This window comes from Streptomyces sp. NPDC051776 (assembly GCF_040681345.1).
In the GTDB taxonomy this organism is placed as follows: Bacteria; Actinomycetota; Actinomycetes; order Streptomycetales; family Streptomycetaceae; genus Streptomyces.
Genome location: NZ_JBFAYQ010000001.1, coordinates 316,306 through 339,979, shown reverse-complemented (window position 1 = coordinate 339,979; position 23,674 = coordinate 316,306). Strand labels below are relative to the sequence as shown.

At 70.5% G+C, this 23,674-nt stretch carries 21 protein-coding genes and 1 tRNA gene; 14 read left to right on the top strand and 8 right to left on the bottom strand.

What is annotated here, in order from left to right; translation table 11 throughout:
• Positions 1–540, bottom strand: coding sequence for a YwqJ-related putative deaminase (locus AB0M26_RS01500; RefSeq protein WP_365252659.1), 540 nt, complete (start codon positions 538–540; stop codon positions 1–3).
• Between the two features lie 149 nt (positions 541–689).
• Between AB0M26_RS01500 and AB0M26_RS01495 the strand changes: the two genes are divergently transcribed.
• The 11 genes from AB0M26_RS01495 (at position 690) to AB0M26_RS01445 (ending at position 12,719) form a co-directional block, all read left to right on the top strand.
• Entirely contained in the window at positions 690–1,523 is an 834-nt protein-coding gene (locus tag AB0M26_RS01495; protein WP_365252656.1) for a hypothetical protein, read from the top strand.
• Positions 1,524–1,727: 204 nt separating this feature from the next.
• Entirely contained in the window at positions 1,728–2,702 is a 975-nt protein-coding gene (locus AB0M26_RS01490; RefSeq protein WP_365252653.1) for an SMI1/KNR4 family protein, read from the top strand.
• Positions 2,703–2,708: 6 nt separating this feature from the next.
• Positions 2,709–5,732 carry an SUKH-4 family immunity protein gene (locus AB0M26_RS01485; RefSeq protein ID WP_365252650.1) on the top strand — a complete coding sequence of 1,008 codons (3,024 nt, stop codon included), beginning with the start codon at positions 2,709–2,711 and terminating at the stop codon, positions 5,730–5,732.
• A 143-nt stretch (positions 5,733–5,875) separates the two neighbouring features.
• Complete coding sequence (locus AB0M26_RS01480) at positions 5,876–6,721, top strand: helix-turn-helix domain-containing protein (protein ID WP_365252647.1); 846 nt, start codon at positions 5,876–5,878, stop codon at positions 6,719–6,721.
• A gap of 34 nt (positions 6,722–6,755) precedes the next feature.
• A tRNA-Gln gene (locus AB0M26_RS01475) sits at positions 6,756–6,829 on the top strand.
• Positions 6,830–6,950: 121 nt separating this feature from the next.
• A complete protein-coding gene (gene glmU, locus AB0M26_RS01470; RefSeq protein WP_365252644.1) occupies positions 6,951–8,501 on the top strand; it encodes a bifunctional UDP-N-acetylglucosamine diphosphorylase/glucosamine-1-phosphate N-acetyltransferase GlmU in 1,551 nt (516 codons plus the stop codon).
• Between the two features lie 132 nt (positions 8,502–8,633).
• Positions 8,634–9,611 carry a ribose-phosphate diphosphokinase gene (locus AB0M26_RS01465; RefSeq protein WP_365252642.1) on the top strand — a complete coding sequence of 326 codons (978 nt, stop codon included), beginning with the start codon at positions 8,634–8,636 and terminating at the stop codon, positions 9,609–9,611.
• Between the two features lie 245 nt (positions 9,612–9,856).
• On the top strand, positions 9,857–10,471 hold the full coding sequence (locus tag AB0M26_RS01460) for a 50S ribosomal protein L25/general stress protein Ctc (RefSeq protein ID WP_365252639.1): 615 nt from the start codon (positions 9,857–9,859) through the stop codon (positions 10,469–10,471).
• A gap of 258 nt (positions 10,472–10,729) precedes the next feature.
• The gene (gene pth, locus AB0M26_RS01455; protein ID WP_365252636.1) at positions 10,730–11,320 is read left to right on the top strand and encodes an aminoacyl-tRNA hydrolase; all 591 of its coding nucleotides are present in this window, start codon (positions 10,730–10,732) and stop codon (positions 11,318–11,320) included.
• A gap of 70 nt (positions 11,321–11,390) precedes the next feature.
• Entirely contained in the window at positions 11,391–11,903 is a 513-nt protein-coding gene (locus AB0M26_RS01450) for a hypothetical protein (protein WP_365252634.1), read from the top strand.
• Between the two features lie 174 nt (positions 11,904–12,077).
• The gene (locus tag AB0M26_RS01445; protein WP_365252631.1) at positions 12,078–12,719 is read left to right on the top strand and encodes an LPXTG cell wall anchor domain-containing protein; all 642 of its coding nucleotides are present in this window, start codon (positions 12,078–12,080) and stop codon (positions 12,717–12,719) included.
• 104 nt (positions 12,720–12,823) lie between these two features.
• On the opposite strand, the gene ppc is transcribed toward AB0M26_RS01445, so the two are convergent.
• Complete coding sequence (gene ppc, locus AB0M26_RS01440; protein WP_365252628.1) at positions 12,824–15,559, bottom strand: phosphoenolpyruvate carboxylase; 2,736 nt, start codon at positions 15,557–15,559, stop codon at positions 12,824–12,826.
• Between the two features lie 189 nt (positions 15,560–15,748).
• On the opposite strand from ppc, the gene AB0M26_RS01435 reads away from it, so the two are divergent.
• A complete protein-coding gene (locus tag AB0M26_RS01435) occupies positions 15,749–16,747 on the top strand; it encodes a fatty acid desaturase (RefSeq protein ID WP_365252625.1) in 999 nt (332 codons plus the stop codon).
• 7 nt (positions 16,748–16,754) lie between these two features.
• Positions 16,755–17,429, top strand: coding sequence for a TetR/AcrR family transcriptional regulator (locus AB0M26_RS01430; RefSeq protein ID WP_365252623.1), 675 nt, complete (start codon positions 16,755–16,757; stop codon positions 17,427–17,429).
• 18 nt (positions 17,430–17,447) lie between these two features.
• On the opposite strand, the gene AB0M26_RS01425 is transcribed toward AB0M26_RS01430, so the two are convergent.
• Together AB0M26_RS01425 and AB0M26_RS01420 are read right to left on the bottom strand one after the other, a co-directional pair.
• Positions 17,448–17,621 (bottom strand): hypothetical protein, encoded by a 174-nt coding sequence (locus AB0M26_RS01425; protein ID WP_365252620.1) that lies wholly within the window; start codon positions 17,619–17,621, stop codon positions 17,448–17,450.
• Entirely contained in the window at positions 17,621–18,517 is an 897-nt protein-coding gene (locus AB0M26_RS01420; protein WP_365252617.1) for a trans-aconitate 2-methyltransferase, read from the bottom strand. The genes AB0M26_RS01425 and AB0M26_RS01420 overlap by 1 nt, the downstream gene beginning before the upstream one ends.
• A 130-nt stretch (positions 18,518–18,647) precedes the next feature.
• On the opposite strand from AB0M26_RS01420, the gene AB0M26_RS01415 reads away from it, so the two are divergent.
• Entirely contained in the window at positions 18,648–19,145 is a 498-nt protein-coding gene (locus AB0M26_RS01415; RefSeq protein WP_365252614.1) for a MarR family transcriptional regulator, read from the top strand.
• Here the strand turns inward: AB0M26_RS01415 and AB0M26_RS01410 are convergent.
• The 4 genes from AB0M26_RS01410 to AB0M26_RS01395 form a co-directional block, all read right to left on the bottom strand.
• The gene (locus AB0M26_RS01410) at positions 19,104–19,889 is read right to left on the bottom strand and encodes a response regulator transcription factor (protein ID WP_365252612.1); all 786 of its coding nucleotides are present in this window, start codon (positions 19,887–19,889) and stop codon (positions 19,104–19,106) included. The genes AB0M26_RS01415 and AB0M26_RS01410 overlap by 42 nt on opposite strands.
• Positions 19,890–20,245: 356 nt before the next feature.
• Positions 20,246–21,445, bottom strand: coding sequence for a galactokinase (gene galK, locus AB0M26_RS01405; protein WP_365252609.1), 1,200 nt, complete (start codon positions 21,443–21,445; stop codon positions 20,246–20,248).
• Positions 21,442–22,506, bottom strand: a complete 1,065-nt coding sequence (galE, locus tag AB0M26_RS01400; RefSeq protein WP_365252607.1) for a UDP-glucose 4-epimerase GalE — start codon at positions 22,504–22,506, stop codon at positions 21,442–21,444. The genes galK and galE overlap by 4 nt, the downstream gene beginning before the upstream one ends.
• Positions 22,503–23,594 (bottom strand): galactose-1-phosphate uridylyltransferase, encoded by a 1,092-nt coding sequence (locus tag AB0M26_RS01395; RefSeq protein WP_365252604.1) that lies wholly within the window; start codon positions 23,592–23,594, stop codon positions 22,503–22,505. The genes galE and AB0M26_RS01395 overlap by 4 nt, the downstream gene beginning before the upstream one ends.
• Positions 23,595–23,674: the final 80 nt, after the last annotated feature.

The window sequence follows — 23,674 nt, the reverse complement described above, 5'->3', positions numbered from 1 at the left end:
TCAGCCCCCGGCAGTCGCCGGATCGACCGCGCGCACCCCGAAGTGGGCCAGCAGCGGCGAGCAGGAACGGCAGGGCGGGGCGTACGCACCGTGCTGCGGATCACCGTCCTCGCGGATGTGCCGCGCCGTGAGCTTCGCCTGCTTCAGCGCCCGTCGCGCCTCCCCTTGCGTGAGCGGCTTGCGCGAAGCCCACTTGCTGCGTGCCCCCTCCGCCGCCGAGAGAAAACGCGACAGCAGCACGGCCTCCGGACACCGGCCCGTGAAGCGCTCCCGCCGGTCGTTGCCGAGCATGTCCAGAAAGTCCTGCACCAGCGGATGCAGTGCGGGCGGCCGGTCACCCTTGCCGGCCGTCGCCGTCAGCGTCTCGCCGCGCACGGACAACGCGGCGGCCACCGTCGGCAGGATCCCGTCACGGCGGTGGCGGAGCACGGGCGGGCCACCGGCGCCATCCGTGACGCTCCAGCTCAGCCGGGGATCGCCCGGCCGTTGCGCTGCTGCGCCGGACGCTTCAGCGGCGCCGATCTCTGGTGCGGCGTTCATGATGGTGCGCTTCCCTCCCGTGCAATCCCCCGAGTTGCGGGGACAGCCTGCCAAATCTGCTGGCAGATGGGGAAGTCGCGGATGCCCGCCAGCGCGCCGATCCTACGGGGGGGTTGCGGGCGGTGCACCGAGGCGGGAGGGTGCGGGACATGCGTACCCGGCCATCCGCCCCTACCCGTACCCGCCGTGACCGCCGTGACCGCGCCCGCAGGCAGTCCGCCCTCGTCTGCCTCCTCGCCGTACCCGTCCTCGCGTTGTCCGCGGTGGCGTGCACCGGCGACGGCGGGGACCGGGCCTCGGAAGACCGGCCCGCGGCCGGGGACGGCAAGGACACCGAGGGTTCCGGCAGGTCCCAGAACAGCAATACGGAAGAGGAAAAGGGCGTACGTCCCCTGACGAAAGCGGAATTGACATCCGCACTGCTGACCAAGAGCGACGTCTCCGGCTACGAGGTGGAGCACACCCGATCCGGCGGCCTCACCCCGGAGAACCCCACCGAAATCGACCGCAAGGAATGCCGCGCCATCGCCGACACCATCGCGTCGAAGCCCTCGCACCGGCGCACCGCGAGCGTCAACGCCACCCTCGCCAAAGGCGCGTTCGGCGGAAGCGGCACCTTCCAGGCGTTGCAGCTCTCCTCCTGGGCGGACGGAGAAGCCCGGGCGTGGCTCGGTGAGCTGAGGAAGGCGACCGGCGTCTGCGCCTCGTTCACAGGCACCCGAAAAGGCGGCGGCACAACCGAGTTCACCGTCGGCGACGCCGAAGGAGCCGACGCGGGGGACGAATCCGTCACCTTCTCCCTGAGGGAGAAGGACAGCGGAGACGGAAAGAACGGCGACGGAGCCCTCATCGTCACCGTCGTCCGCAGCGGCGCCAACACCGCCACCTACCTCTCCCTCCCCATGGCGGGGAAAGCCGACCCGGTCGAGGAGGGCGTCGCCGCCGAGCAGCACGAGAAACTGAAAGCCGCGGCCGACGGCTGAACCCGCCCCGGCGCAACGACCGGTCGTCATGCGCAACGACCGTCGTCATGCGCAACGACCGGTCGCCATGCGGAACGGGCCGCCCTACGAGTCGGGCCGCGGTACCGGACCCCGTACCGGACCGGCCCCACCGGGAAGAGACCCCCAACAGCGCCACCGCATAGGCTGTGCGCCAACAGTCGGACGCAGCAGGGGGCAACAGCCATGACGACAGGTCGGCTCGGGCATGCCGCGCCACCGAACTCGGCCTACGCCGGGCAGGTCGTGAACTTCCCGGATCCGGTCCGGGCCGCCCGCCACCCCAGAGGCGTACGGGTGGACGGCCACGGACTGCCCGACTTCTCCGCCTACGCACGGGCCGCGGCGGAAATCGCAGAACCGCCCGAGGGGTTCGGCGTCGACGAACTGCGCCTGACGGACTACGTGTCGGCCAACGCCGCCCTGCACGCCACCGGACACGAGCTGTGGACCAGTCTCCCGCCCGTCGCCACCCCGCACGGCTGGACGTGGCACCACGTCCCCGGCACCCGCCGCGTCGAACTCGTACCCGTCGACGTCAAAGCACTCCTGCGGCACCACGGCGGCCTCGCGACCGCGGCCGTCGACCAGAACAAGCGCGGCACCCGGCCCCTCCAGGAGACCCGGCCCGTGCACTTCGGCCTCCCCAGCAAGAACCTCTCGGTCACCGAGGACCAGGTCCTGGGCGTCGAGGAGGACCTCGGCTACCGGCTGCCCGGTGCTTACCGCGCCTTCCTCAAGGCGGCGGGCGGCTGCGCCCCGGTCGGCGTCGCCCTCGACGCCGAACTCGGACTCCTGGTCGACCAGCCGTTCTTCACGGTGCGCGACGAGGCCGCCGTCAACGACCTCGTCTACATCAACAAGTGCCTGCGCGACCACTTCACCAAGGACTTCCTGGGCGTCGCCTTCGTCCAGGGCGGCGTCCTCGCCGTGAAGGTGCGGGGACAGGCACCCGGATCGGTCTGGTTCTGCGCGTACGACGACGCACGCGACCGCGACGGCACCACCGTCCAGGAGCGGGCCGAGCAGTTGCTGCTGCCGTGCGGCGACGACTTCGACGACTTCCTGCAGCGCCTGGCGGGCAACCCGCCGGAGCTGGAGACCGTGGCGAACCTGATGGTGGACGGCGGCTTCGCGCAGGCCGTCCCGATGGAGGGGTGAGGCGCGATGGTGACCTTCGCGCAGGCACAGGAGCGCGCGGAGCGCTGGGTCAACGGCGACGTCCCGGCGTACCAGCACCGTGACGTACAGGTCCGGGAGTTCGACCTGGGCTTCGTCGCCTGGGCCGAGGACCACGAGGACCGGCCCACGTCCGACGGCGGCCGCGCCCGGCTGGTCATAGCCCGCGACAGCGGCGAGGCGACGCTGTGGCCCGGACTCCCGGTGGGCGAGATCATCCGCCGGTACGAGGAGGAGTACGGCGCCCGGGCCGACGGCGCCGCAGCCGGGGCGGGCGACGCGCCGCCCCAGCGGATCGATCTGGAGGCCACCTCGTTCCTGCTGACCCCACCGGAGTGGCTGCAAGAGGCGGCGGACCAGATAGGCATCCCGAACCGGCGGACGGGGGCGGCGACGGAAGCGGGCCCGGCACGCAGCGGCTCGCCGGTGGCGGACGGCTCGGCCGGTACGGGCGGTACGGGCGGTACGGGTACGGGGGGCCCGACGGGCATGGGGAGTCCGACGGGTACGGGAGGACCGCTGGATACGAGCGGCCCGGCCGGTACGAGCGGCGCCGGTCCGGCCGGTTCCGCCTCCTCTTCGGGAACACCGGACACCGGGGCCTCCGGGGCAGCCGCCTCCGGTGCGGGACCGGCGGGCCCGGCCCCCGCGACCGGTGCGCCCGCCACCGGTGCGCCCGGCGCCGGTGCGCCCGGCGCCGGAGCTTCCTGGCCCGACGCGAGCGCACAGAGCGGCGGACCGGCCCCGGCGTCGTACGAGCCCACCGCCGGGACGCCTGCCTCCGTGCCCGGCCCTCGGGTGCCCTCCGGCGGCACACCGTGGGCGGACGCCAACACCCCCGGCGATGACGACGATCGCTCCGTGGACCTCCCCGCCACCGTCTTCGCACCGCCGCTGGTCGGCGACGACGAGGACACGCCGCAGCCAGGCCTACCAGCGGACGCCAAGACGGAACTGATGTCCGGCGGCAGCCAGTTGCCCCGTACGACGGTCGCGCCCGCCGTCGACGAACCGGGAGAGCCAGGGCCGGGGGCTCCGGGAACCGCTGCGCCCGGAGCCGGTGTTCGCGGGGCCCCCCCGCAGCCGCCACTCCCGCCGAACGCACCGAACGCACCGAACGCACCGGGAGCAGTCGGCCCGCACGCACCCGGCGCACCGCCTTCGCCCGGCGCACCCGGCCCGAGCGCAGGCGACATCGCCGACGCCGCCACCGCCAAGGCACCCCGCAACCCGGGCCGCGGAGGCCCGGGCACTCCCCCGCCCCCCGGCGCGCCCGGCACCCCCGGCGCCGGTACGCCCCCCGCCTCCGGCCCCGGAGCACCGGGCGCCCCGGCCGGCGGCTACATCCCGACCCAGCTCGTCTCAGCCCTGCCGCCCGACTCCGCCCCGGGCGGACCCGGGGCGCCCGGCACACCCGATGCCCCCGCCGCCCCGGGCGACAGCGGACCGGCCGCACCCGGCGGTCCGGGCGGCCCAGGCGGAGTCCACGCCGCGGCAACGATGCTGGCCGACTCTTCCGGCTCCGGACTGCCCGGCGCACCCGGAACACCCCCACCACCAGGCCCTCCTGGCACACCGGGAACACCTCCGCCACCGGGACCACCGGGCACACCCGGAGCAGGCGCCCCCAACCCGCCCGGCCCACCCGGCGCACCAGCCGGGCCCCAGCCCCCCGGACCACCCGGCGGCCCAGGCGGAGTCCACGCCGCGGCAACGATGCTGGCCGACTCCTCCGGCTCCGGATTCGCCGGCACCCCCGGCACCAGCGGTCCGTCCGGCCCCCAACCATCCGGCGCACCCGGCGCCCCGGGACAGCCCGGCACACCCCCCGGCCCACCCGGCGGGGTCCACGCCGCCGCCACCATGCTCGCCGGCGGCCCCGGCGCACCGCCCGCACCCGGCCCCGTAACCCCCGGTCCCGGCATGCCGCCGGGCGCACAACCCCCCGGCCCACCCGGAACGCCCCCCGGCACCCAACCGCCCGGCGCCCCCGCCACGTACGGCTACCCCCAGCAGCCCACCGGCCTGCCAATGGTGGGCCCCGGCTACATGGCCGTGCTCCGCTACCGCGCACAGGACGGCTCCGAACAGCAGCTCATCCGCCGCTCCGCACCGGGCACCCCCCACCCGGAGTGGCAGATCCTCCACGAGCTGCGCGCCATGGGCGTACCGCCCCAGCAAGTCCTGGAGCTGCACACCGAGCTGGAGTCCTGCGACCTGCCCGGCGGCTACTGCGCCCGCATGATCCGCGAGACCTGGCCGCAGGTGCGCATCAGCAACACAGCCCCGTACGGCCGCGACCACACCACACGCCAACAGGGCGTACGGCATCTCATCGAGCACCAGGGAGAGCTCCACCAGGTCGCGGACGGGCCGGCGCGCCCGGCACCGAACCGCGTCCCGCTGCCGCACCCCCAACAGGTGCAGCCCGCACCGCCGGTACCGCCGCAGGGCCTCGCGCACGAGCTGATGCAGTCGTTCGGCCCACAGGCCGTCTTCCGCTTCGACCAGCGGGCCGTATCACGGCAGGGCGTGCCCGAGGTGGTCGCCCAGACACTGGTGTGGGCGGGCCTGCCGGTGGAGATCGGCCCCTTCTTCTGGGCGCAGGCCCAGCCGGGCCGCCCCGTGCCGACACTTGCCGAGCTCGCCGCGGAGCGCGGGGTCCAGCCCGCCCCGGACGCGGGCTCCTACCTCGTCATGGGCAACGACTTCGGCCGCCAGCTCTGCATCCAGTACGGCACGGCGAACATCGTCGCCGTCCCGGTCGAGGCAGGCCCGGGCGGCGGGGCCGCGACACCGCAGTTCGTCAATACCGGCCTGCCGGAGTTCGTCCGCTGCCTCGCACTCCTGGGCCGCATGTGGCGCCTGCGCTACGGGCTCACCCCGGAACAGGCGGGCCGCTGGACCGTCGACTTCCAGGCCCAGCTCGCCTCCCTCGACCCCGCCGCGCTCTCCACCCCGGAGACCTGGTGGGCGGTGCTCCTCGAGCAGATGTGGGACGGCCTGCTCTAGCCGATGCCCGCAGCACTGTGCCCGGCCCCGCACGTGGGGCCGGGCACAGTGTCGTTCCCAGGCGAATACACAACCCCCACTCGAACTGATGAACCGACCAAGCTTTCGGGACATTCGGGCTTCCGCGAAGAAAACATGGGCGCATGGTTCAAGCGAAGCCGGAAATGAAGGCACGCGCCCGAGAACTGCGGCGCGAAGGGAAGACATACGACGAGATCGTGGCCGAGTTGGGGGTGTCCAAGAGCTCGGTGTCGTTGTGGGTGAGGGATCTTCCGAAGCCTGTTTCGCCTCCGGCATGGACGCAGCGGACGAACCCCAAGGATGCGACCCGGCTGAAAGCCCTCGAACTGCGGTCACAAGGGATGACATACGACGAGATCCAGGCGGAGCTGAATGTCTCCAAAACTTCGATCTCCGCGTGGGTACAAGATCTCCCCCAGCCCGAGCCACGCTGGACGAAGATCGAGAAGATGCAACGCCTGGAGATGGCGCATAGGGCGTTTCGCAAGGACCGGGACGAGGAGCGCCGACGGCTTACCTGCGAGGCGGCGAGCCAGGTGGGCGAGATCAACAACCGCGAGCTTCTTCTGCTCGGCGCCGCTCTGTACTGGGCCGAAGGGTCGAAGGACAAGGCCTACGCGCGGCGAGAAAGTCTTACCTTCATCAACAGCGACCCTCGCATGATCCAAGTCTACGTACGTTGGCTGGAACTCCTGGGAGTCGACCGTCACCGAATGCGTTGCAGTCTCCACATCCACGATTCCGCGGACCTCGGCGAGGCCACCCGCTTCTGGTCGCATCTCACCGGCGTCCCCGCCCACGACTTCCTGAAGCCCAGCATTAGGCGCGACAACCCCGGCACGAACCGTCTCAACCGAGGAGCCACCTACCGCGGTTGCCTGCGCATCTACGTCCGGAACAGTGCTCGGCTCTACCGGCAGGTCGAAGGTTGGTGGCACGGCATCTCCGCCTGGGCAGTGGGCCCGTGACCGACGGCCAGTCGGGTATGGTCTGACGCGTCGGTCCCCCGTGGTGTAACCCGGCAGCACACCAAGTTTTGGTCTTGGCAGGTCAAGGTTCGAATCCTTGCGGGGGAGCTCACATAGCCTTGACACAGGACGCGGGTCCTGACCGTGCGGTCAGGACCCGCCTCGTTTCCGGTGCAAAACACCCCGGTATCCTGCGAGTGTCCACCACCCGAAGCCGAAGGGCACACCCGTGAGCGCCAACCGCCCGGCAGCCGTCGTCGTCCTCGCAGCGGGTGAGGGCACCCGTATGAAGTCGGCGACCCCCAAGGTCCTGCACAGCATCTGCGGCCGGTCCCTTGTCGGCCACGTCGTCTCCGCCGCGCGCGAGCTCGGCCCCGATGAACTCGTCGTGGTGGTCGGGCACGCCCGCGAGCAGGTCACCGCCCATCTCACCGCGATCGACCCGGGCGTGCGTACCGCCGTGCAGCATGAGCAGAACGGCACGGGTCACGCCGTGCGGATGGCGCTGGAGGAGTTGGCGAAGGCCGATGAGGCGGGGCCGCTCGACGGGACCGTGGTCGTCGTCTGCGGTGACACCCCGCTGCTGACCGGCGAGACGCTGCGCCGGCTCTCGGCCGTCCACAGTGCCGACGGCAATTCCGTCACCGTTCTGACCGCCGTGGTCCCGGACTCCACCGGTTACGGCCGTATCGTGCGCGATCCCGAGGGCGGCGCCGTCACGGCGATCGTCGAGCACAGGGACGCCTCCGAGGCGCAGCGGGCGATCACGGAGATCAATTCCGGGGTGTTCGCGTTCGACGGGCGGCTGCTGGCGGATGCGCTGGGGAAGGTGCGGACGGACAACAGCCAGGGTGAGGAGTACCTCACGGATGTGCTCGGGATTCTGCGGGAGTCGGGGCACCGGGTGGGTGCGGCGGTGGCCGGGGATCACCGGGAGATCCTGGGGATCAACAACCGGGTGCAGCTCGCGGAGGCGCGGCGGTTGCTGAACGGGCGTTTGCTGGACGCGGCGATGCTGGGTGGTGTGACGGTGGTGGATCCGGCGTCGACGTGGGTGGATGTGTCGGTGACGTTCGAGCAGGACACGGTGGTGCACCCGGGGACGCAGTTGCACGGTGTGACGCATCTGGCGTCGGGTGCTGAGGTGGGTCCGAACAGCACGCTGACGGACACGCGGGTCGGTGAGGGTGCTCGGGTGAGTTTCACGGTGGCGGAGGGCGCGGAGGTCGGGGCGGGTGCGAGTGCGGGGCCGTACGCGTATCTGCGCCCGGGAACGAAGCTCGGCCGCCGGTCCAAAGCCGGCACGTATGTGGAGATGAAGAACGCGGACATCGGTGAATGCACGAAGGTGCCGCATCTGTCGTATGTGGGTGATGCGACGATCGGTGATCACACCAATATCGGTGCGGCGAGTGTGTTCGTGAACTACGACGGTGTGGCGAAACACCATTCGACGATCGGGTCCCATTGCCGGACCGGCTCGGACAACATGTTCGTGGCGCCGGTGACCGTGGGGGACGGTGCGTATACGGCGGCTGGTTCGGTCATCACCAGGGATGTGCCGCCGGGTTCGCTGGCGGTTGCGCGGGGTCAACAGCGGAACATCGAGGGCTGGGTCGCGCGCAAGCGTCCGGGAAGTGCGGCCGCTCAGGCGGCGGAAGCAGCCCGTGAGGCGTCGGCCCGTGGGGCGTCCGCTGGTGAGGCGTCGGCCCATAAGGCGTCCGCTGACGAGGCGTCTGCGCGCGAGACATCGGCCCGTGAGGCGTCGGACGGCGAGTGAGAGGCGAGCCGTGAGGCGAGCGACGAGGAGGGTGCCTGCGGTGAGCGGGCGTTCTCGTACGGGGCGTACCGTGAAAGAGTCAGGTGCGTCCACCCATTCCCCACCCAATTCAGCTGGCAAGGAGACTGTGCTGTGACCGGGATCAAGACGACCGGCGAGAAGAAGTTGATGCTCTTCTCCGGCCGCGCCCACCCCGAGCTGGCGGAGGAGGTCGCGCATCAGCTGGGTGTGGGCCTGGTCCCGACGAAGGTGTTCGACTTCGCGAACGGCGAGATCTACGTCCGTTTCCAGGAGTCGGCGCGTGGCGCGGACTGTTTCCTGATGCAGAGCCACACGGCTCCCATCAATAAATGGATCATGGAACAGCTCATCATGATCGATGCGCTGAAGCGGGCTTCGGCGCGGAGTATCACGGTGATTCTGCCGTTCTTCGGCTATGCCCGGCAGGACAAGAAGCACCGTGGTCGTGAGCCGATTTCGGCGCGGCTGATCGCGGATCTTCTGAAGTCGGCGGGTGCGGACCGGATTCTCACGGTGGATCTGCACACGGACCAGATCCAGGGCTTCTTCGACGGGCCGGTGGACCATCTGTTCGCGTTGCCGCTGCTGGCGGACTACGTGGGCTCCAGGGTGGACAGCGACAAGTTGACGGTGGTGTCGCCGGACGCGGGCCGTGTGCGGGTGGCGGACCGGTGGTGCGACCGGCTGGCGGCGCCGCTGGCGATCGTCCACAAGCGGCGGGACAAGGACGTTGCGAACCAGGTGACTGTGCACGAGGTCGTCGGTGATGTGGAGGGCCGGGTGTGTGTCCTGGTCGACGACATGATCGACACGGGTGGCACGATCTGTGCGGCCGCGGATGCGCTGTTCGCCAACGGTGCGGAGGACGTGATCGTGGCGGCGACGCATGGCGTGCTGTCGGGTCCGGCCGGGGACCGGTTGAAGAATTCGAAGGTGAGCGAGTTCATCTTCACGAACACGCTGCCGACGCCGGGTGAGCAGGAGCTCGACAAGATCACGGTGTTGTCGATGGCGCCGACGATTGCGCGGGCGGTGCGTGAGGTGTTCGAGGACGGTTCGGTGACGAGCCTCTTCGACGAGCAGGCGTGACGGAGGCGTCACGTTCCGTATGCCACTTTCCAAGTGCCGGACGTCGGTGATCTTCCGCGTGGGCGCGGGGTGTTGCTGATCGATTTCTGAGACGGCCTCCCCGCCGGGTAGACTCATGGAGTTGCTCGGCGAGGGAGGCCGTACGTGTATCGTGCGGCGCTCCGTAATCGGCGCGCTCTTCGTAGCAGGTCTGTCGTGGGCCGGGTAACGGCCGTCGTATATCTGCTTTCTACGAGGAGTGCAGCATGGCTGAGGTCAAGATCTCCAGTGAGCTCCGCAAGGAGTTCGGCAAGGGCGCTGCCCGCCGCATCCGCCGTGACAACAAGGTTCCGGCTGTCATCTACGGTCACGGGGACGACCCGATTCACGTGACGCTGCCGGGTCACGATCTGTTTCTCGCGCTGAAGACCCCGAATGTGCTCATCGGCCTCGACATGGACGGCCGCAAGGAGCTGGTGATTCCGAAGGCCGTGCAGCGCGACCCGCTGAAGGGTTTCGTCGAGCACGTCGACCTGCTGCTGGTGAAGCGTGGCGAGAAGGTCAACGTCGAGGTGCCGATCCACACCCAGGGTGACCTGGCGCCTGGCGGCAACCTGCTGGAGCACGTGCTGAACGCGCTGCCGGTCGAGGCCGAGGCGACGCACATCCCGGAGGCCGTGTCGGTCTCCATCGAGGGCCTGGAGGCCGGTGCCTCGGTTCTGGCGAAGGACATCTCCCTGCCGAACGGCACCTCGCTGGCGGTCGAGGAGGACACGGTCGTCCTGCAGGTGGTTGCGGCGCAGGCCGAGGAGCCGACGGCCGGGGAAGAGGAGGCCGAGGTGGGCGAGGCCCCGGTCGCCGAGGCGCCTTCCGAGGGCTGAGCCGGGGTTCTTCCGGGGACGTGGGCCGGGGTCGGCTCGCCCCGGGGAGCGGCCGGAGAGGGGAACCGCGGCTTGGTGTCGTTCGGTTCATCCGGTCCGGCCGGTGCAACCGTCCGGTGCATTCCCGGCCGTGCTGTCCGTCGTGGCGGCCGGCCGGGGGTGTCCGGAGGTGCTTGTCGTCCGACCGCTGTCTCGCGCCGTGGTGTGCGGGGCGGCGGTTCGGGCGTTGTGCGGCTGGTCCGTTGAGGAGACACGCAGATGAGCGATGTGGACAGCCCGTGGCTGATCGTGGGTCTGGGCAACCCGGGTCCGGAGTACGCGGCGAACCGCCACAACGTGGGGTTCATGGTGGTCGATCTGATCGCGGACCGGATGGGCGGCCGTTTCAAGGCGCACAAGTCGCGTGCGCAGGTGGTCGAGGGGCGTTTGGGCATGCCCGGCATGTCGAGCCGCCGGGTGGTGATCGCAAAGCCCATGTCGTTCATGAACCTGTCGGGGGGGCCGGTCAATGCGCTGCGGGACTTCTACAAGGTGCCGGTCGGCAACATCGTTGCGATTCATGACGAGTTGGATATCGATTACGGGGCGCTGCGCCTGAAGAGGGGTGGTGGCGACAACGGGCACAACGGGCTCAAGTCGATGACGAAGGCGATGGGTCCGGACTATCACCGTGCGCGCTTCGGGATCGGGCGGCCGCCGGGCCGTATGGATGTGGCGGCATTCGTCCTGAAGGATTTCTCCTCGGTGGAGCGCAAGGAGCTGGACTATTTCGTGGATCGCGCGGCGGACGCGGTGGAAACCTTGATCGTTGACGGCCTGGAGCGGGCGCAAGGCACGTATAACTCCTAACGGGACAGCCCATCCCAAGGCGATTGCGAAAGGTTGACCGGGGGCTTCCGGATGGCCAAGGATCGCCGCCATGGGCGAAACCATGCGCATTCGACGGAGTCCTGTCCGCCGTGCCGGCGAGAGCGCCTTCGGCTTGCTGCTGGTCGGCAGGAATGTGCTGTTGCTCGGTGTGGTGTTGCTGCTGCTGGCGGCCGGGGTGTGGTCGTCGTGGAATACGGCGCAGCACGTGATGCTGACGAAGGGCCGCGAGCGGGGGACGGTGACGATTGCCCGGTGCGACGCGGAGAGGTGCACAGGGTCGTTCGCCCCGGCGGATGATGCGGGGACCGAGCGGCCCAGGGTGTCGATCGACAAGTCGGTGACGCACAGGACCGGTGAGCGACTGCTGGTTGCGGTGAAACCCGGCACGAACGAGGTCGTACGGACGGGTTGGGCCGGGGTCCTGTACGCCTGGGTTCCGCTCGCGGGTGCGTTTCTCCTGGCGGCTCTGGTGATGGCGGGCGGCCTGCGGATGCGGCGTACGGCGTGGGCGATCGCTCTGCTGGGGCTGGCTCAACTGGGTGTGACATTTGTGCTGTTGTGAGCGTCCCGGTGCCGGGCGGACGGCCTGTGGTGGCCGGATCGTTACCGGGATCTATGTGATACATGGGGCAGCACGGCATCGATGGGACATCATCCTTCTTGACCAGCGGTGAGAGGTGGCCGGAAGCTGAGCCGCCACCCCCAACTTGTTCTGGCTCAAGAAGTTGGTATACCCATGCGCACCTTCCCCTCCGCGTGTGCCGTGACCGTGGCCGTGGCAGCTTCCCAGTTGCTCGGCTCGCCCGCGTACGCGACTCCTCCCGGTGACAACGGGACCGTGAAGATTCACGATGCGAGGACCGGCGAGGAACTTCGCCGGAACGAACCGCACGTCTGCACCTTCTACCTGGATGCCTTCGGATTCGACGGCGGCCAGCACGTGGACTGGAAAATCGTCGAGATGCCGCCGACCGGCACGAAGGGCACGGAGGCGAAGTCGGGTTCTCTGGCCCTGGACGGTGAGGGGCACGGCCGCAGCGCCGACCTGTCCCTGCCGGACGGCCACTACAAGCTGGTCTGGAAGTTCGATGGTGAGCACGGCCGTGCGAAGCACAAGGTGTTCTGGACGGATTGCGGGGACGAGAACCCCGAGCCGGGCGGCGGGCCGGGCGGGGAACCGTCCGGGAAGCCCGGCGACAAGCCGTCCTCAGAACCCTCGTCCGAGCCGGCCGCTCCCGCTCCTTCCCCCTCGTCGAACGGCGGCGGGGACCTGGCCGAGACGGGCGCGTCGGTGACGGGTATGTCCGTCGCCGCGGCGCTGCTGCTCGCCGCCGGTGGTGTGCTGGCACTGCGCCGCAGGGCTCGCGGCCGCGGCTGACCGGGACCGTATGTCTGCTGCCCCGCGCCCTACGTCTGCTGCCCCGCGCCGTATGGCGCGGGGCAGCGGTCTTTCGGGAGCAGGAGCTTGTGATTCCGGGTGCCTCAGCCGGTGTTGCGCAGGCCGGCCGCGACACCGTTGACGGTGAGCAGCAGGGCGCGGGCGAGCAGCGGGTCGGGCGCCTCACCTCGGGCCGCGGCCTTCCTCTGCCGGTCGAGGAGGGCGACCTGGAGGTAGGAGATGGGGTCGAGGTAGGCGTCGCGCACGCGGAAGGTCTGCTGGAGCACCGGGTTCTGGTCGAGGAGTTCGTGTTCGCCGGTGATGCGCAGGACTTCCTGGACGGTGAGTTCGTGCTCGGCCTCGATCGTGGCGAAGACATGCCGCAGGTCGTCGGGCACGAGGGTGTCGACGTAGTGGCGTGCGATCCGCAGGTCCGTCTTGGTCAGCGTCATCTCGACGTTGGACAGGAAGTTGCGGAAGAAGTGCCACTGCTGGTGCATCTCTTCGATGACCGGGCCGAGTCCGGCCTCGCGTGCGGCCTTCAGGCCGGAGCCGACACCGAACCAGCCGGGGACGATCTGCCGCGACTGGGTCCAGCCGAAGACCCACGGGATGGCGCGCAGTCCGTCGAGGCCGGCGCCGGAGTCGGGGCGCCGTGAGGGCCGGGAGCCGAGGTGGAGTTCGGCGAGCTGGTCGACGGGCGTGGACGCGAAGAAGTACGCGGGCAGGTCGGGGTCCTCGACGAGCCCGCGGTACACGCTGTGGGCGGCGTCGGAGACGGTGTCCATGGCCGCGTCCCAGCGGGCCAGCGCCTCGTCGGTCTGGCGCGGTGCGACGTGCAGCGCGGAGGCCTGGAGGGTCGCGGCGACGGTGAGTTCGAGGTTCTCCCGGGCGAGGGACGGCACGAGGTACTTGTCGGAGATGACCTCGCCCTGCTCGGTGACCTTGATCTCGCCTTCGAGGGTGCCGTACGGCTGGGCGAGGATCGCGTCGTGGGTGGGGCCGCCGCCGCGCCCGACGGTGCCGCCGCGGCCGTGGAACAGCCGCAGCCGTACGCCGTAGCGGTGGGCGACGTCGCGCAGCCGTCGCTGGGCGCGGTGGATCTCCCACTGGGAGGTGGTGATGCCGCCGAACTTGGAGGAGTCGGAGTAGCCGAGCATGACCTCCTGGACGTCGCCGCGGAGCGCGACCAGTCGGCGGTAGGAGGGGTCGGCGAGCATCTCGTCGAGGATGACGTCGGCGGCACGCAGCTCGTCGGTGGTCTCCAGCAGCGGGACGATGCCGATCTTGGCCCAGCCGGCGTGAAGGTCGATGAGTCCGGCCTCGCGGGCGAGGACTGCGGCGGCGAAGACGTCGTCGGCGCCCTGGCACATGGAGATGATGTAGGACTCGATGACCTCGGGCCCGAAGCGCCGCATGGCCTTGCTGATGGTGGCGAAGACGCCGAGGGTCTTCTCGCCGGCGGCGTCGAGGGGCGCCGGAGTGGGGGCGAGCGGGCGGCGGGAGCGCAGCTCCTTGGCGAGGAGCTTGGTGCGGTAGTCCCGGGGCATGTCGGCGTAGCGCCAGGACTCCTCGCCGAGGCGGTCGAAGAGCTGACCGAGGGCGTGGTGGTGGGCGTCGGCGTGCTCGCGGACGTCCAGGGTCGCGAGTTGGAGGCCGAACGCGGCCAGGGTGCGGATGGTGCGGTCCAGGCGGCCGTCGGCGAAGAGGCCGCCGCGGTGGGCGCGCAGCGATTCCTGGATGAGGGTGAGGTCGCTGAGCAGTTGGGCGGTGCCGAGGTAGTCGCGGCCGGGCTCGTGGGGGGTGCCCTTGGCGAGCCGCTCTCGGGTGTTGACGAGCTTCTGCCGGACGCAGGTTGCCTTGAGGCGGTACGGCTCCTCCGCGTTGAGGCGCTTGTAGCGGGGGCTGATTTCGGGAAGCCGCTCGAGGTCGGTCCGGAGCGAGGTCAGCAGTTCCTCGGTGGCTCCGGCGTAGCGGATGGAGTTGGAGAGGAGTCCGCGGAGCCCGTCGACCGCTTCGAGGGCGTCGGTGATGCCGTGCTCGTGCTGGAGGATCAGGACGTCCCAGGTCACGTCGGGGGTGACGTTGGGGTTGCCGTCGCGGTCGCCGCCGATCCAGGTGCCGAAGGTGAGGGGGCGGGTGCCGGGCGGAAGCTCGATGCCGACGCGTTCGAGCTCGGCGGCGAGGTCCTCGAGGACGTCGCCGACGGCGCCGAGGTGCAGCTCGTCGAGGTAGTAGATGGCGTTGCGGGCCTCGTCGGCGGGCTCGGGGCGGGCGACGCGCAGTTCGTCGGTCTGCCAGATGAGGTCGATGTTCTCGGCGAGGCGCAGGTCGGCGCGGCGGCGGTCGCCGTCCTCGACGGATGTGTCGAGGAGGGCCGCGATGCGGCGCAGCTTGTTGAGGACGCTGCGGCGGGCTGCCTCGGTGGGGTGGGCGGTGAAGACGGGGCGAACGCCGAGGTGCTCCACGGTGCGGCGCAGGTGCTCGGGGTCGGCGTCCTTGAGCCGGTCGGCGGTGCGGGCGAGGAGTCCGCCCTCGGCGGCGCGGCGCTCGCGCAGTTCCTTGCCGCGGTGGACCTGCTCGGTGATGTTGGCGAGATGGAAGTACGTGGAGAAGGCGCGGACGAGCTTGGCGGCGGTCTCCAGGTCGGTGTCGCGGAGAAGGGCGGCGGCGGCGTCACCGTCCGTACGGGTGAGTGCACGGACGCGTTCGACGAGCTCGAGGAGTTCGGGTCCTTCCTGGCGTACGAGCGTCTCGCCCAGCAGGTCGCCGAGGCGGCGGATGTCGGCGCGCAGACTTGCGTTGTCCGAGGTCTCGGGGGTGATGTCGGCACTGCTCACTGGTGCGGCTCCTTGCGGGGGATTGCACGATGGGCGGGGTGCGGACCGCGCTGTCCGACGCCACCAGGATAGGTCGCGGTCACCACGCCGTTATCCACCGCCTCTTGCCCGGACACTGAGCCCTGCCATACTTACGATGCCGTAGGTTACGGAACCGTAGCCAAGTCCAGTCCGATGAGGGACGCCCGTATGACCACAAGCCCGGATGTGATCGAAGACGCCCCCAAGGCGACCGACACCCCGCTTCCCTCCGCCACCCTGGGCGGGGACAACAAGAGGTCGATCGAGCAGATCACACTGCTGCTGTTCATCACCGTTCCCTTCGTGGCGCTGGTCGCGGCGGTGCCGCTGGCCTGGGGCTGGGGGGTGAGCTGGCTGGACCTGGGGCTGATGGTGTTCATGTACTACCTGGGCTGCCACGGCATCACCGTCGGTTTCCACCGTTACTTCACGCATGGTTCGTTCAAGGCGAAGCGCCCGCTGCGGATCGCGCTGGCGATCGCCGGTTCGCTGGCGGTGGAGGGTCCGCTGGTGCGCTGGGTGGCCGATCACCGCAAGCACCACAAGTTCTCGGACGCCGAGGGCGACCCGCACTCGCCGTGGCGGTTCGGCGAGACCGTTCCGGCGCTGATGAAGGGCCTGTGGTGGGCGCACATCGGCTGGATGTTCGACGAGGAGCAGACGCCGCAGCACAAGTACGCGCCGGATCTGATCAAGGACGACGCCGTACGGAACGTCTCACGGCAGTTCGTGCTGTGGACGGTGCTCTCGCTGCTGTTCCCGGCCCTGGTGGGCGGTCTGGTGACGTGGTCGTGGCAGGGCGCCGTGACGGCGTTCTTCTGGGGTTCGCTGGTCCGGGTTGCGCTGCTCCATCACGTCACGTGGTCGATCAACTCCATCTGCCACGCGGTCGGCAAGCGGCCGTTCAAGTCGCGCGACCGCTCGGGCAACGTGTGGTGGCTGGCCGTTCTGTCCTGCGGTGAGTCCTGGCACAACCTGCACCACGCCGACCCGACGTGCGCGCGGCACGGCGTGATGAAGGGGCAGCTCGACTCCAGCGCCCGGATCATCCGCTGGTTCGAGCGGCTGGGGTGGGCGTACGACGTCCGGTGGCCGGACGCGGCGCGGATCGACGCCAAGCGCGCACCGCGAATCTCGGATGAGAGCGATGCCGCCAAGGCGGCATGATTGACGGGTGGCGATCGACAACAGCAGCGAGAAGACCCGGCCCTCATCGTCCGGCACCCGGCGTCAGCGCCGGGTGCGGATGAGCGGCAAGGAACGCCGGGAGCAGCTGCTGGACATCGGCCGGACCCTGTTCGCCGCGAAGGGCTTCGAGGGCACGTCGGTGGAGGAGATCGCGGCCAAGGCCGGGGTCTCGAAGCCGGTGGTGTACGAGCACTTCGGCGGCAAGGAGGGGCTGTACGCGGTGGTCGTCGACCGCGAGATGCGCCGGCTGCTGGACATGGTGACGGGGGCGCTCACCGCGGGGCATCCGCGGGAGCTGCTGGAGCAGGCGGCCTTCGCGCTGCTGGACTACATCGAGTCGTACACGGACGGGTTCCGCATCCTGGTGCGGGACTCCCCCGTGGCGCAGTCGACGGGCACCTTCGCCTCGCTGATCAGTGACATCGCCACGCAGGTCGAGGACATCCTGGGCCTGGAGTTCAAGGCCCGCGGGTTCGAGCCGAAGCTGGCGCCGCTGTACGCGCAGGCGCTGGTGGGGATGGTGGCGCTGACCGGCCAGTGGTGGCTGGAGTCACGGAAGCCGAAGAAGGCGGAGGTGGCGGCGCACCTGGTGAATCTGGCGTGGCACGGCCTGGACGGCCTGGAGCCCAAGCCCCGGCTGATAGGTCACCGCCGGAACTAGGGCCCCAGGCCGGGCCCTCTATCCGGCGGGTCGCCCGGGGGCCGGTTCCGGCACGGTCGCCGGTCCGGTGACGGCTTCCGGGGCGGCGGCCTCCTCCAGGAATTCCAGGCCGTTGCCAACCGGATCCCGCCTTGAGACCTCCTCGCTCCCGGCCGGGGCGGTCGGCCGCAGATGATCGATGGCGGTGAGCATCAGTCCGCCATCAGCCCGGCGCAGTTCCCGTACTTCCTCGCGACGGCGAAGATCCTCCGGAACGGGAAGACGGTGCCGTACGGTCCCGGCGGATATGCCTTGCGCAGCAGATCGCGGTACTGGGCGAGGAACTCCTCGATGGCCGGCTCGTCCCCGGCGAGAGCGGTCAGAACCGGCCGCAGCGCGGTGCCCTTGACCCAGTCGAGGACGGGGTCCTCGCCTTCCAGGAGCTGGATGTACGTGGTCTCCCAGGCGTCGGTCTCACAGCCGAGGTCGGTGAGCCGGGTCAGGTATTCCCAGGGCTCCAGGATGTGGACGAAGCGCCGCCCCTGGCCGGCGAGCCGTTCGCGCCACTGCGGGGTGTCGCACAGCTCCCCGAGCAGGGCATGACTGGGGGAGACGAAGTTGCCGGGGACCTGGAAGGCGAAGATGCCGCCGGGTGCGAGCGCGTCGATCCAGGCAGCGAAGGACTCGGCGTGCCGGGGCACCCACTGGAGTGCGGCGTTGGAGACGATCAGGTCGTAGGTCTCGTCGGGCGCCCATGCGGCGGCGTCGGCGTAGCGGAAGTCGAGGCTGCCGCCGCCCGGGGTGGGCCCTTCGAGCGCCGCGGCCTCGGCGAGCATCTCGGGAGAGTTGTCGAACCCGGTGATCCGTGCGTCGGGCCAGCGGTCGGCGAGCAGCGCGGTGACGTTGCCGGGCCCGCAGCCGAGGTCGGCGATACGGGCCGCGCGCCCTTCGACCTCCGGTTCGCGGCCCGGGACGGACCCGGTGCCGTCGCCTGCGGGCGCGTCCCCCGTGGGGAGCCCGGGTATCCGGGCGAGGAGGTCGAGGAAGGGGCGGGTGCGGTGTCCGGCGTGGCGGAGATACTGCTGCGGGTCCCATGTGGGAGCGGGCATTGATGGTTCCCCTTGCTGGTACAGCGGGAAGCGGAATTGCTTCCTCGAGCCGACGATCCCCCCTACGTTGACGGGAACGTCTCTTGACGTCAAGAGACTTCACGTCGACAGACCTACTACACTGATCGCCATGGAGGACGAGGTCGATCGGCTGGTCGCTGCGTGGCGCCGGGAGCGCCCTGACCTCGACGTGGAGCCGCTCGAAGTGCTCAGCCGCGTCAGCCGGCTCGCGCGTCACCTGGACCGGGCCCGTCGGCTCGCCTTCACCGAGCACGGTCTGGAGTCCTGGGAGTTCGACGTGCTGACCTCCCTGCGCCGGGCCGGAGACCCCTACCAGCTCTCGCCGGGACAGTTGCTGACTCAGACTCTGGTCACCTCCGGGACGATGACCAACCGCATCGACCGGCTCGCCAAGAAGGGCCTCGTCGAGCGGCTGCCCGATCCCAGTGACCGCCGTGGTGTTCTGGTCCGGCTCACCGCCGAGGGGCGCGACCGCGCCGACCAGGCCCTGGCCGGTCTGCTGGAGCAGGAGCGGGCCCTTCTGGCCGAGCTGTCACGCGGCCAGCGCGCCGAACTCGCGGGATTGCTACGCCAGCTGACCGCCCCTTTCGACAACGTCCCCGGCTAGGTCCGCGGGGCCCACGCCCGCTCTTCGAGCCAGGGCGACCGCGGCGAGCGTGGAGTGCACGCCGAGCTTGCCCAGCACGTTCTGCATATGCGTACGGACGGTGTGCGGGGACAGATAGAGCCGTTCGGCGACGGCCTTGCGGCCCAGGCCGGCCACCATGCAGCACAGCACCTCGCGCTCGCGCGGGGTCAGCGACTCCACCAGACGCTCGCTCTCGGTGCGGTGCTTGCGGGCCGCCGTCAGCTCCCGCAGTACGCCCGTCAGCAGCGCGGGCGGCAGATGCGTTTCATCACGCAGCACTCCGCGCACCACCACCAGCAGCCGGGACAGCGAGCAGTCCTTGGCCACCCAGCCGGAGGCCCCGGCCTGAAGAGCGGCTGCCGCACGGCGCGGGTCGTCGCGCTCGGCGAGCACGACCGTCCGCACACCGGGCTGGACCGAACGGGCCCTGGCCACCAGGGAGATGCCGTCCCCCGTGCCGTTCACGGCCGGCTGCCCGGGCAGTGAGCCGGCAGCCACGCCTCCGGCGCGCGCAACCGCTGCGTCACCTCCGCCCAGATCGGCGTCGGCCAGCAGGACATCGAAGCGGCGCCCCTCGGAGGCCGACCGCTCCAGGGAGCGCAGCGCCGCGGGCGCGCTCCCGGCGGCCGCCACGTCCACATCCTGCTCGGCCGCGAGCGCGGCCGCCAACGATTCGGCGAAGATGCGGTGGTCATCCACCACCAGGACCCGGATACGTGTCACGAACGACCCCCAAGTGTCGGGGAACGGGCAGTTGGGGTACGGCGCCTGGACGGGAAGGGACACATCCGCGCACGGCCGCCGCCGCGCTGTGACCGCAATCCACCCCGGGCGCCGTACCCGACTGTCTCGCCCCCTGAATCAGCACCGGCCCCCACCGGTGCTGTGCATCAGCGTACGGGCGCGCCGGGGCGGGGGAAGCGGATTGGGAAAAGTGTTTGCCCAGGTCGTGCAGGCCGTACCACATGTGTCATTAGAGGACACAAGTCGACAAAGAACGCAAGTAGTTCACCGCTTGACGGTATGTCAGGCCCGGGACTTCCTGCGTTCGCCACGGGCGCCGGCCGCCGCCGGATGTCTCAGGCGAGGCGTCGCGCCCCCGCGGAGGGCACCACGGTGAACACCCGCGGCGCCCGGTACCCGGCCGCGGCGAATCCATCCGTCACCGCCTTGGTCACCGCCTCCGTCTCGACCTCCTCGACCAGCGCGATCGCGGAGCCGCCGAAGCCGCCGCCCGTCATCCGGGCCCCGAGCGCGCCCGCCGCGTTCGCCGACGCGACCGCCAGGTCGAGTTCGGCGCAGGAGATTTCGAAGTCGTCACGCAGCGAGGCGTGTCCGGCAGTCAGAACCGGACCGATGGAGCGGGTCTCCCCGCGGACCAGCAGACCGAGGACCTGCTCCACGCGCGCGTTCTCGGTCACCACGTGCCGGACACGGCGGCGTACGACCGGGTCGTCCAGGACGGCGAGCGCCTCGTCCAACCGCTCCGGCGCAATGTCGCGCAGGGCGGGCACCTGCAACGCACGAGCGCCCTCTTCGCACGCCGCCCGGCGGCGCGCATAGGCGCCCTCGCCGAGTTCGTGATGGACGCGGGTGTCGACGACCAGCAGGCGCAGCCCATCGGCCGCGAGGTCCAACGGGACCTGACGCTGGGCGAGATCGCGGGTGTCCAGGTGCAACGCATGGCCCTCGGTGCAGCAGGCCGAGGCGGTCTGGTCCATGATCCCGCAGGGGACGCCCGCGTAGACGTTCTCCGCGCGCTGGCCGAGCCGGGCGAGCTGCCACCGCGGTACGTCGAGACCGAAGAGGTCGTTGCAGGCCAGCGCCGTGACGATCTCCAGGGCGGCCGAGGACGACAGACCGGCACCGGTCGGGACGGTCGACGCGATGTGGACGTCGGCTCCCGTCACCGCGTGCCCCGCGTCGAGCAGCGCCCGCACCACACCGGCCGGGTAGGCGGCCCATCCCCCACCGCTCAAGCCCCCGCCGCCCGGGCCTCTGCCGCCCGGCCCCACGCCTCCCGGCTCCAGCGCCTCTGGACGCAGTTCGACGACACCGCCCGCCACGTCCCCCGAGTGCAGCCGCAGCACGCCATCCGTGCGGCGGGCGACCGCGGCGAGCGCGGTGTGCGGCAGCGCGAGCGGCATCACGAAACCGTCGTTGTAGTCGGTGTGTTCACCGATCAGGTTGACCCGGCCGGGAGCCGCCCACACGCCTTCGGGCCGCGCGCCGTACAGCTCCCGGAACACCCCGGCGACTTCCGCGGCCCGGTGCGTCACGCCGTGATGTTCCGGGTCTGCGCGAAGGCCCACGCGTCGGCGACGATGCCCGCGAGATCAGCGCGGCTCGGACGCCAGCCCAGGCGCGTACGGGCCCGCTCCGCGGAGGCGACGAGCACGGCCGGGTCGCCGCCGCGGCGGGGCGCCGCGATCTCCGGGATCGGATGCCCTGTGACGGTGCGGACGGTCTCGATGACATCGCGGACCGAGAAGCCGTTGCCGTTGCCGAGGTTGCAGATCAGATGCTCGCCGGGGTCGACCCTGCGGTGTGCTGGTGGTACCCCCGGCCGGAGGCTGGGGGCGCCACCGTGGAGAGTTGACGGGGCGGCCGCCGCGTCCAGGGCGAGGAGATGGGCCTCGGCGAGATCGGCCACGTGGATGTAGTCGCGGATGCAGGTGCCGTCGGGGGTCGGGTAGTCCTCACCGAAGACGGAGATCGCCTCGCGCCGGCCCTGGGCGACCTGCAGGACGAGCGGGATGAGGTGGGACTCGGGATCGTGGCGCTCGCCGTACGTGGTGCCTTCACCGGACGCGTACGCCCCGGCGACATTGAAGTAGCGCAGGGAGACTGCGGCCAGACCGTGGGCCGCGCACTCGCCGCCGATCATGTGGTCGACGGCGAGCTTGGAGGCGCCGTACGGATTGGTGGGCGCGGTGACGGCATCCTCGACGATGGGGACCTCGTCCGGCTCGCCGTAGGTGGCGGCGGTCGAGGAGAAGACCAGGGTGCGCACCTCCGCGGCCCGCATGGCGGCCAGCAGCTCCGTCGTCCCGCCGACGTTGTTCCGCCAGTATTTCTCGGGGTTCACCACGGACTCGCCGACCTGCGAGAAGGCGGCGAAGTGCAGCACGCCGTCGTAGGAGCGGTCCAGCCACTTGGCCGCGTCCTGGATGCGCCCCTCGATGAAGTCGGCGCCCACCGGGACACCTTCGCGGTGTCCCGTCGAGAGGTCGTCCAGCACGGTCACCGCGTGCCCCGCCTCGAGCAGATGCGCCGCGACCACGCTGCCCACGTAGCCCGCCCCACCGGTGACCAGGTACTTCTTCCGCTCGTCAGTCACTCGCTCGTTACCTCTCGCAGTCGCTCGGCCGCGGCCTCCGGCGGCACATCATTGATGAACACATTCATGCCGGATTCGGAACCCGCGAGAAACTTCAGCTTGCCGGAAGTGCGGCGAATGGTGAAAAGCTCGAGGTGGAGCGCGAAATCGCCGCGGTTGTCCGCGCTCAGCGGCGCCTGGTGCCAGCCGGAGATGTACGGCGTGGGCGACTCCACCGGGTCGCTCTCCCCGCCGCCTCCCGCACCGTTTCCCCCACCCCTCCCATCGAAGATCCGGTCGAAGCGCCTCAAGAGTTCCAGATAGAGCTGTGGGAACTCTGTGCGCGCCGCGTCGCCGAGCGCGGGCAGGTCCGGGACGCGGCGGTTGGGGTAGAGGTGCACCTCGTACGGCCAGCGGGCGGCGTTCGGCACGAAGGCCGTCCAGTGCTCACCGGCCAGTACGATGCGCCTCCCGTCGGCGCGCTCCTCGTCCAGGACGTCGTCGAAGAGATTGCGCCCGCCGGTTCGCTCCGCGTGCTCGGCGGTCGTGCGGAGCATCCGCTCGGTGCGCGGGGTGACGAACGGATAGGCGTAGATCTGCCCGTGCGGGTGGGTCAGGGTGACGCCGATCTCCTCGCCGCGGTTCTCGAAGCAGAACACCTGCTCCACGCCCGGGTGTTGGGCCAGTTCGGCGGTGCGGTCGGTGAGCGTGTCGAGGACGAGTGCGGCCTGCTCCTCGGTCAGATCCGCGAACGAGGCGTCGTGGTCGGAGGTGAAGCAGACCACCTCGCAGCGTCCGGCGCCACCGGTCAGCGAGGGGAAGCGGTTCTCGAAGACCACCACGTCGTAGTCGTCGGCGGGGATCTCGGTGCGCCGCCCGCCGCGGGAGGGGCAGAGCGGGCACGCGTCGGCCGGCGGGTGGTACGTGCGGTCCTGGCGGTGCGAGGCGACGATCACCGACTCGCCCAGCAGCCGGTCGGTGCGGATCTCGGATGCGGTGCGCACAGGGGGGAGCGGGCGCCCGTCCCTCGCGTCCCGTGCGGCGTCGTCGGAGAGGTCGTAATAGAGCAGTTCGCGCCCGTCCGCGAGACGGGTCGATGTCTTCTTCACCCTGGCGCTCCTCGCCACTAGCATCATCCCGCAAACAGAAACGCACACAAGAAACCACAACTCAACAGAGCCGTCAATCG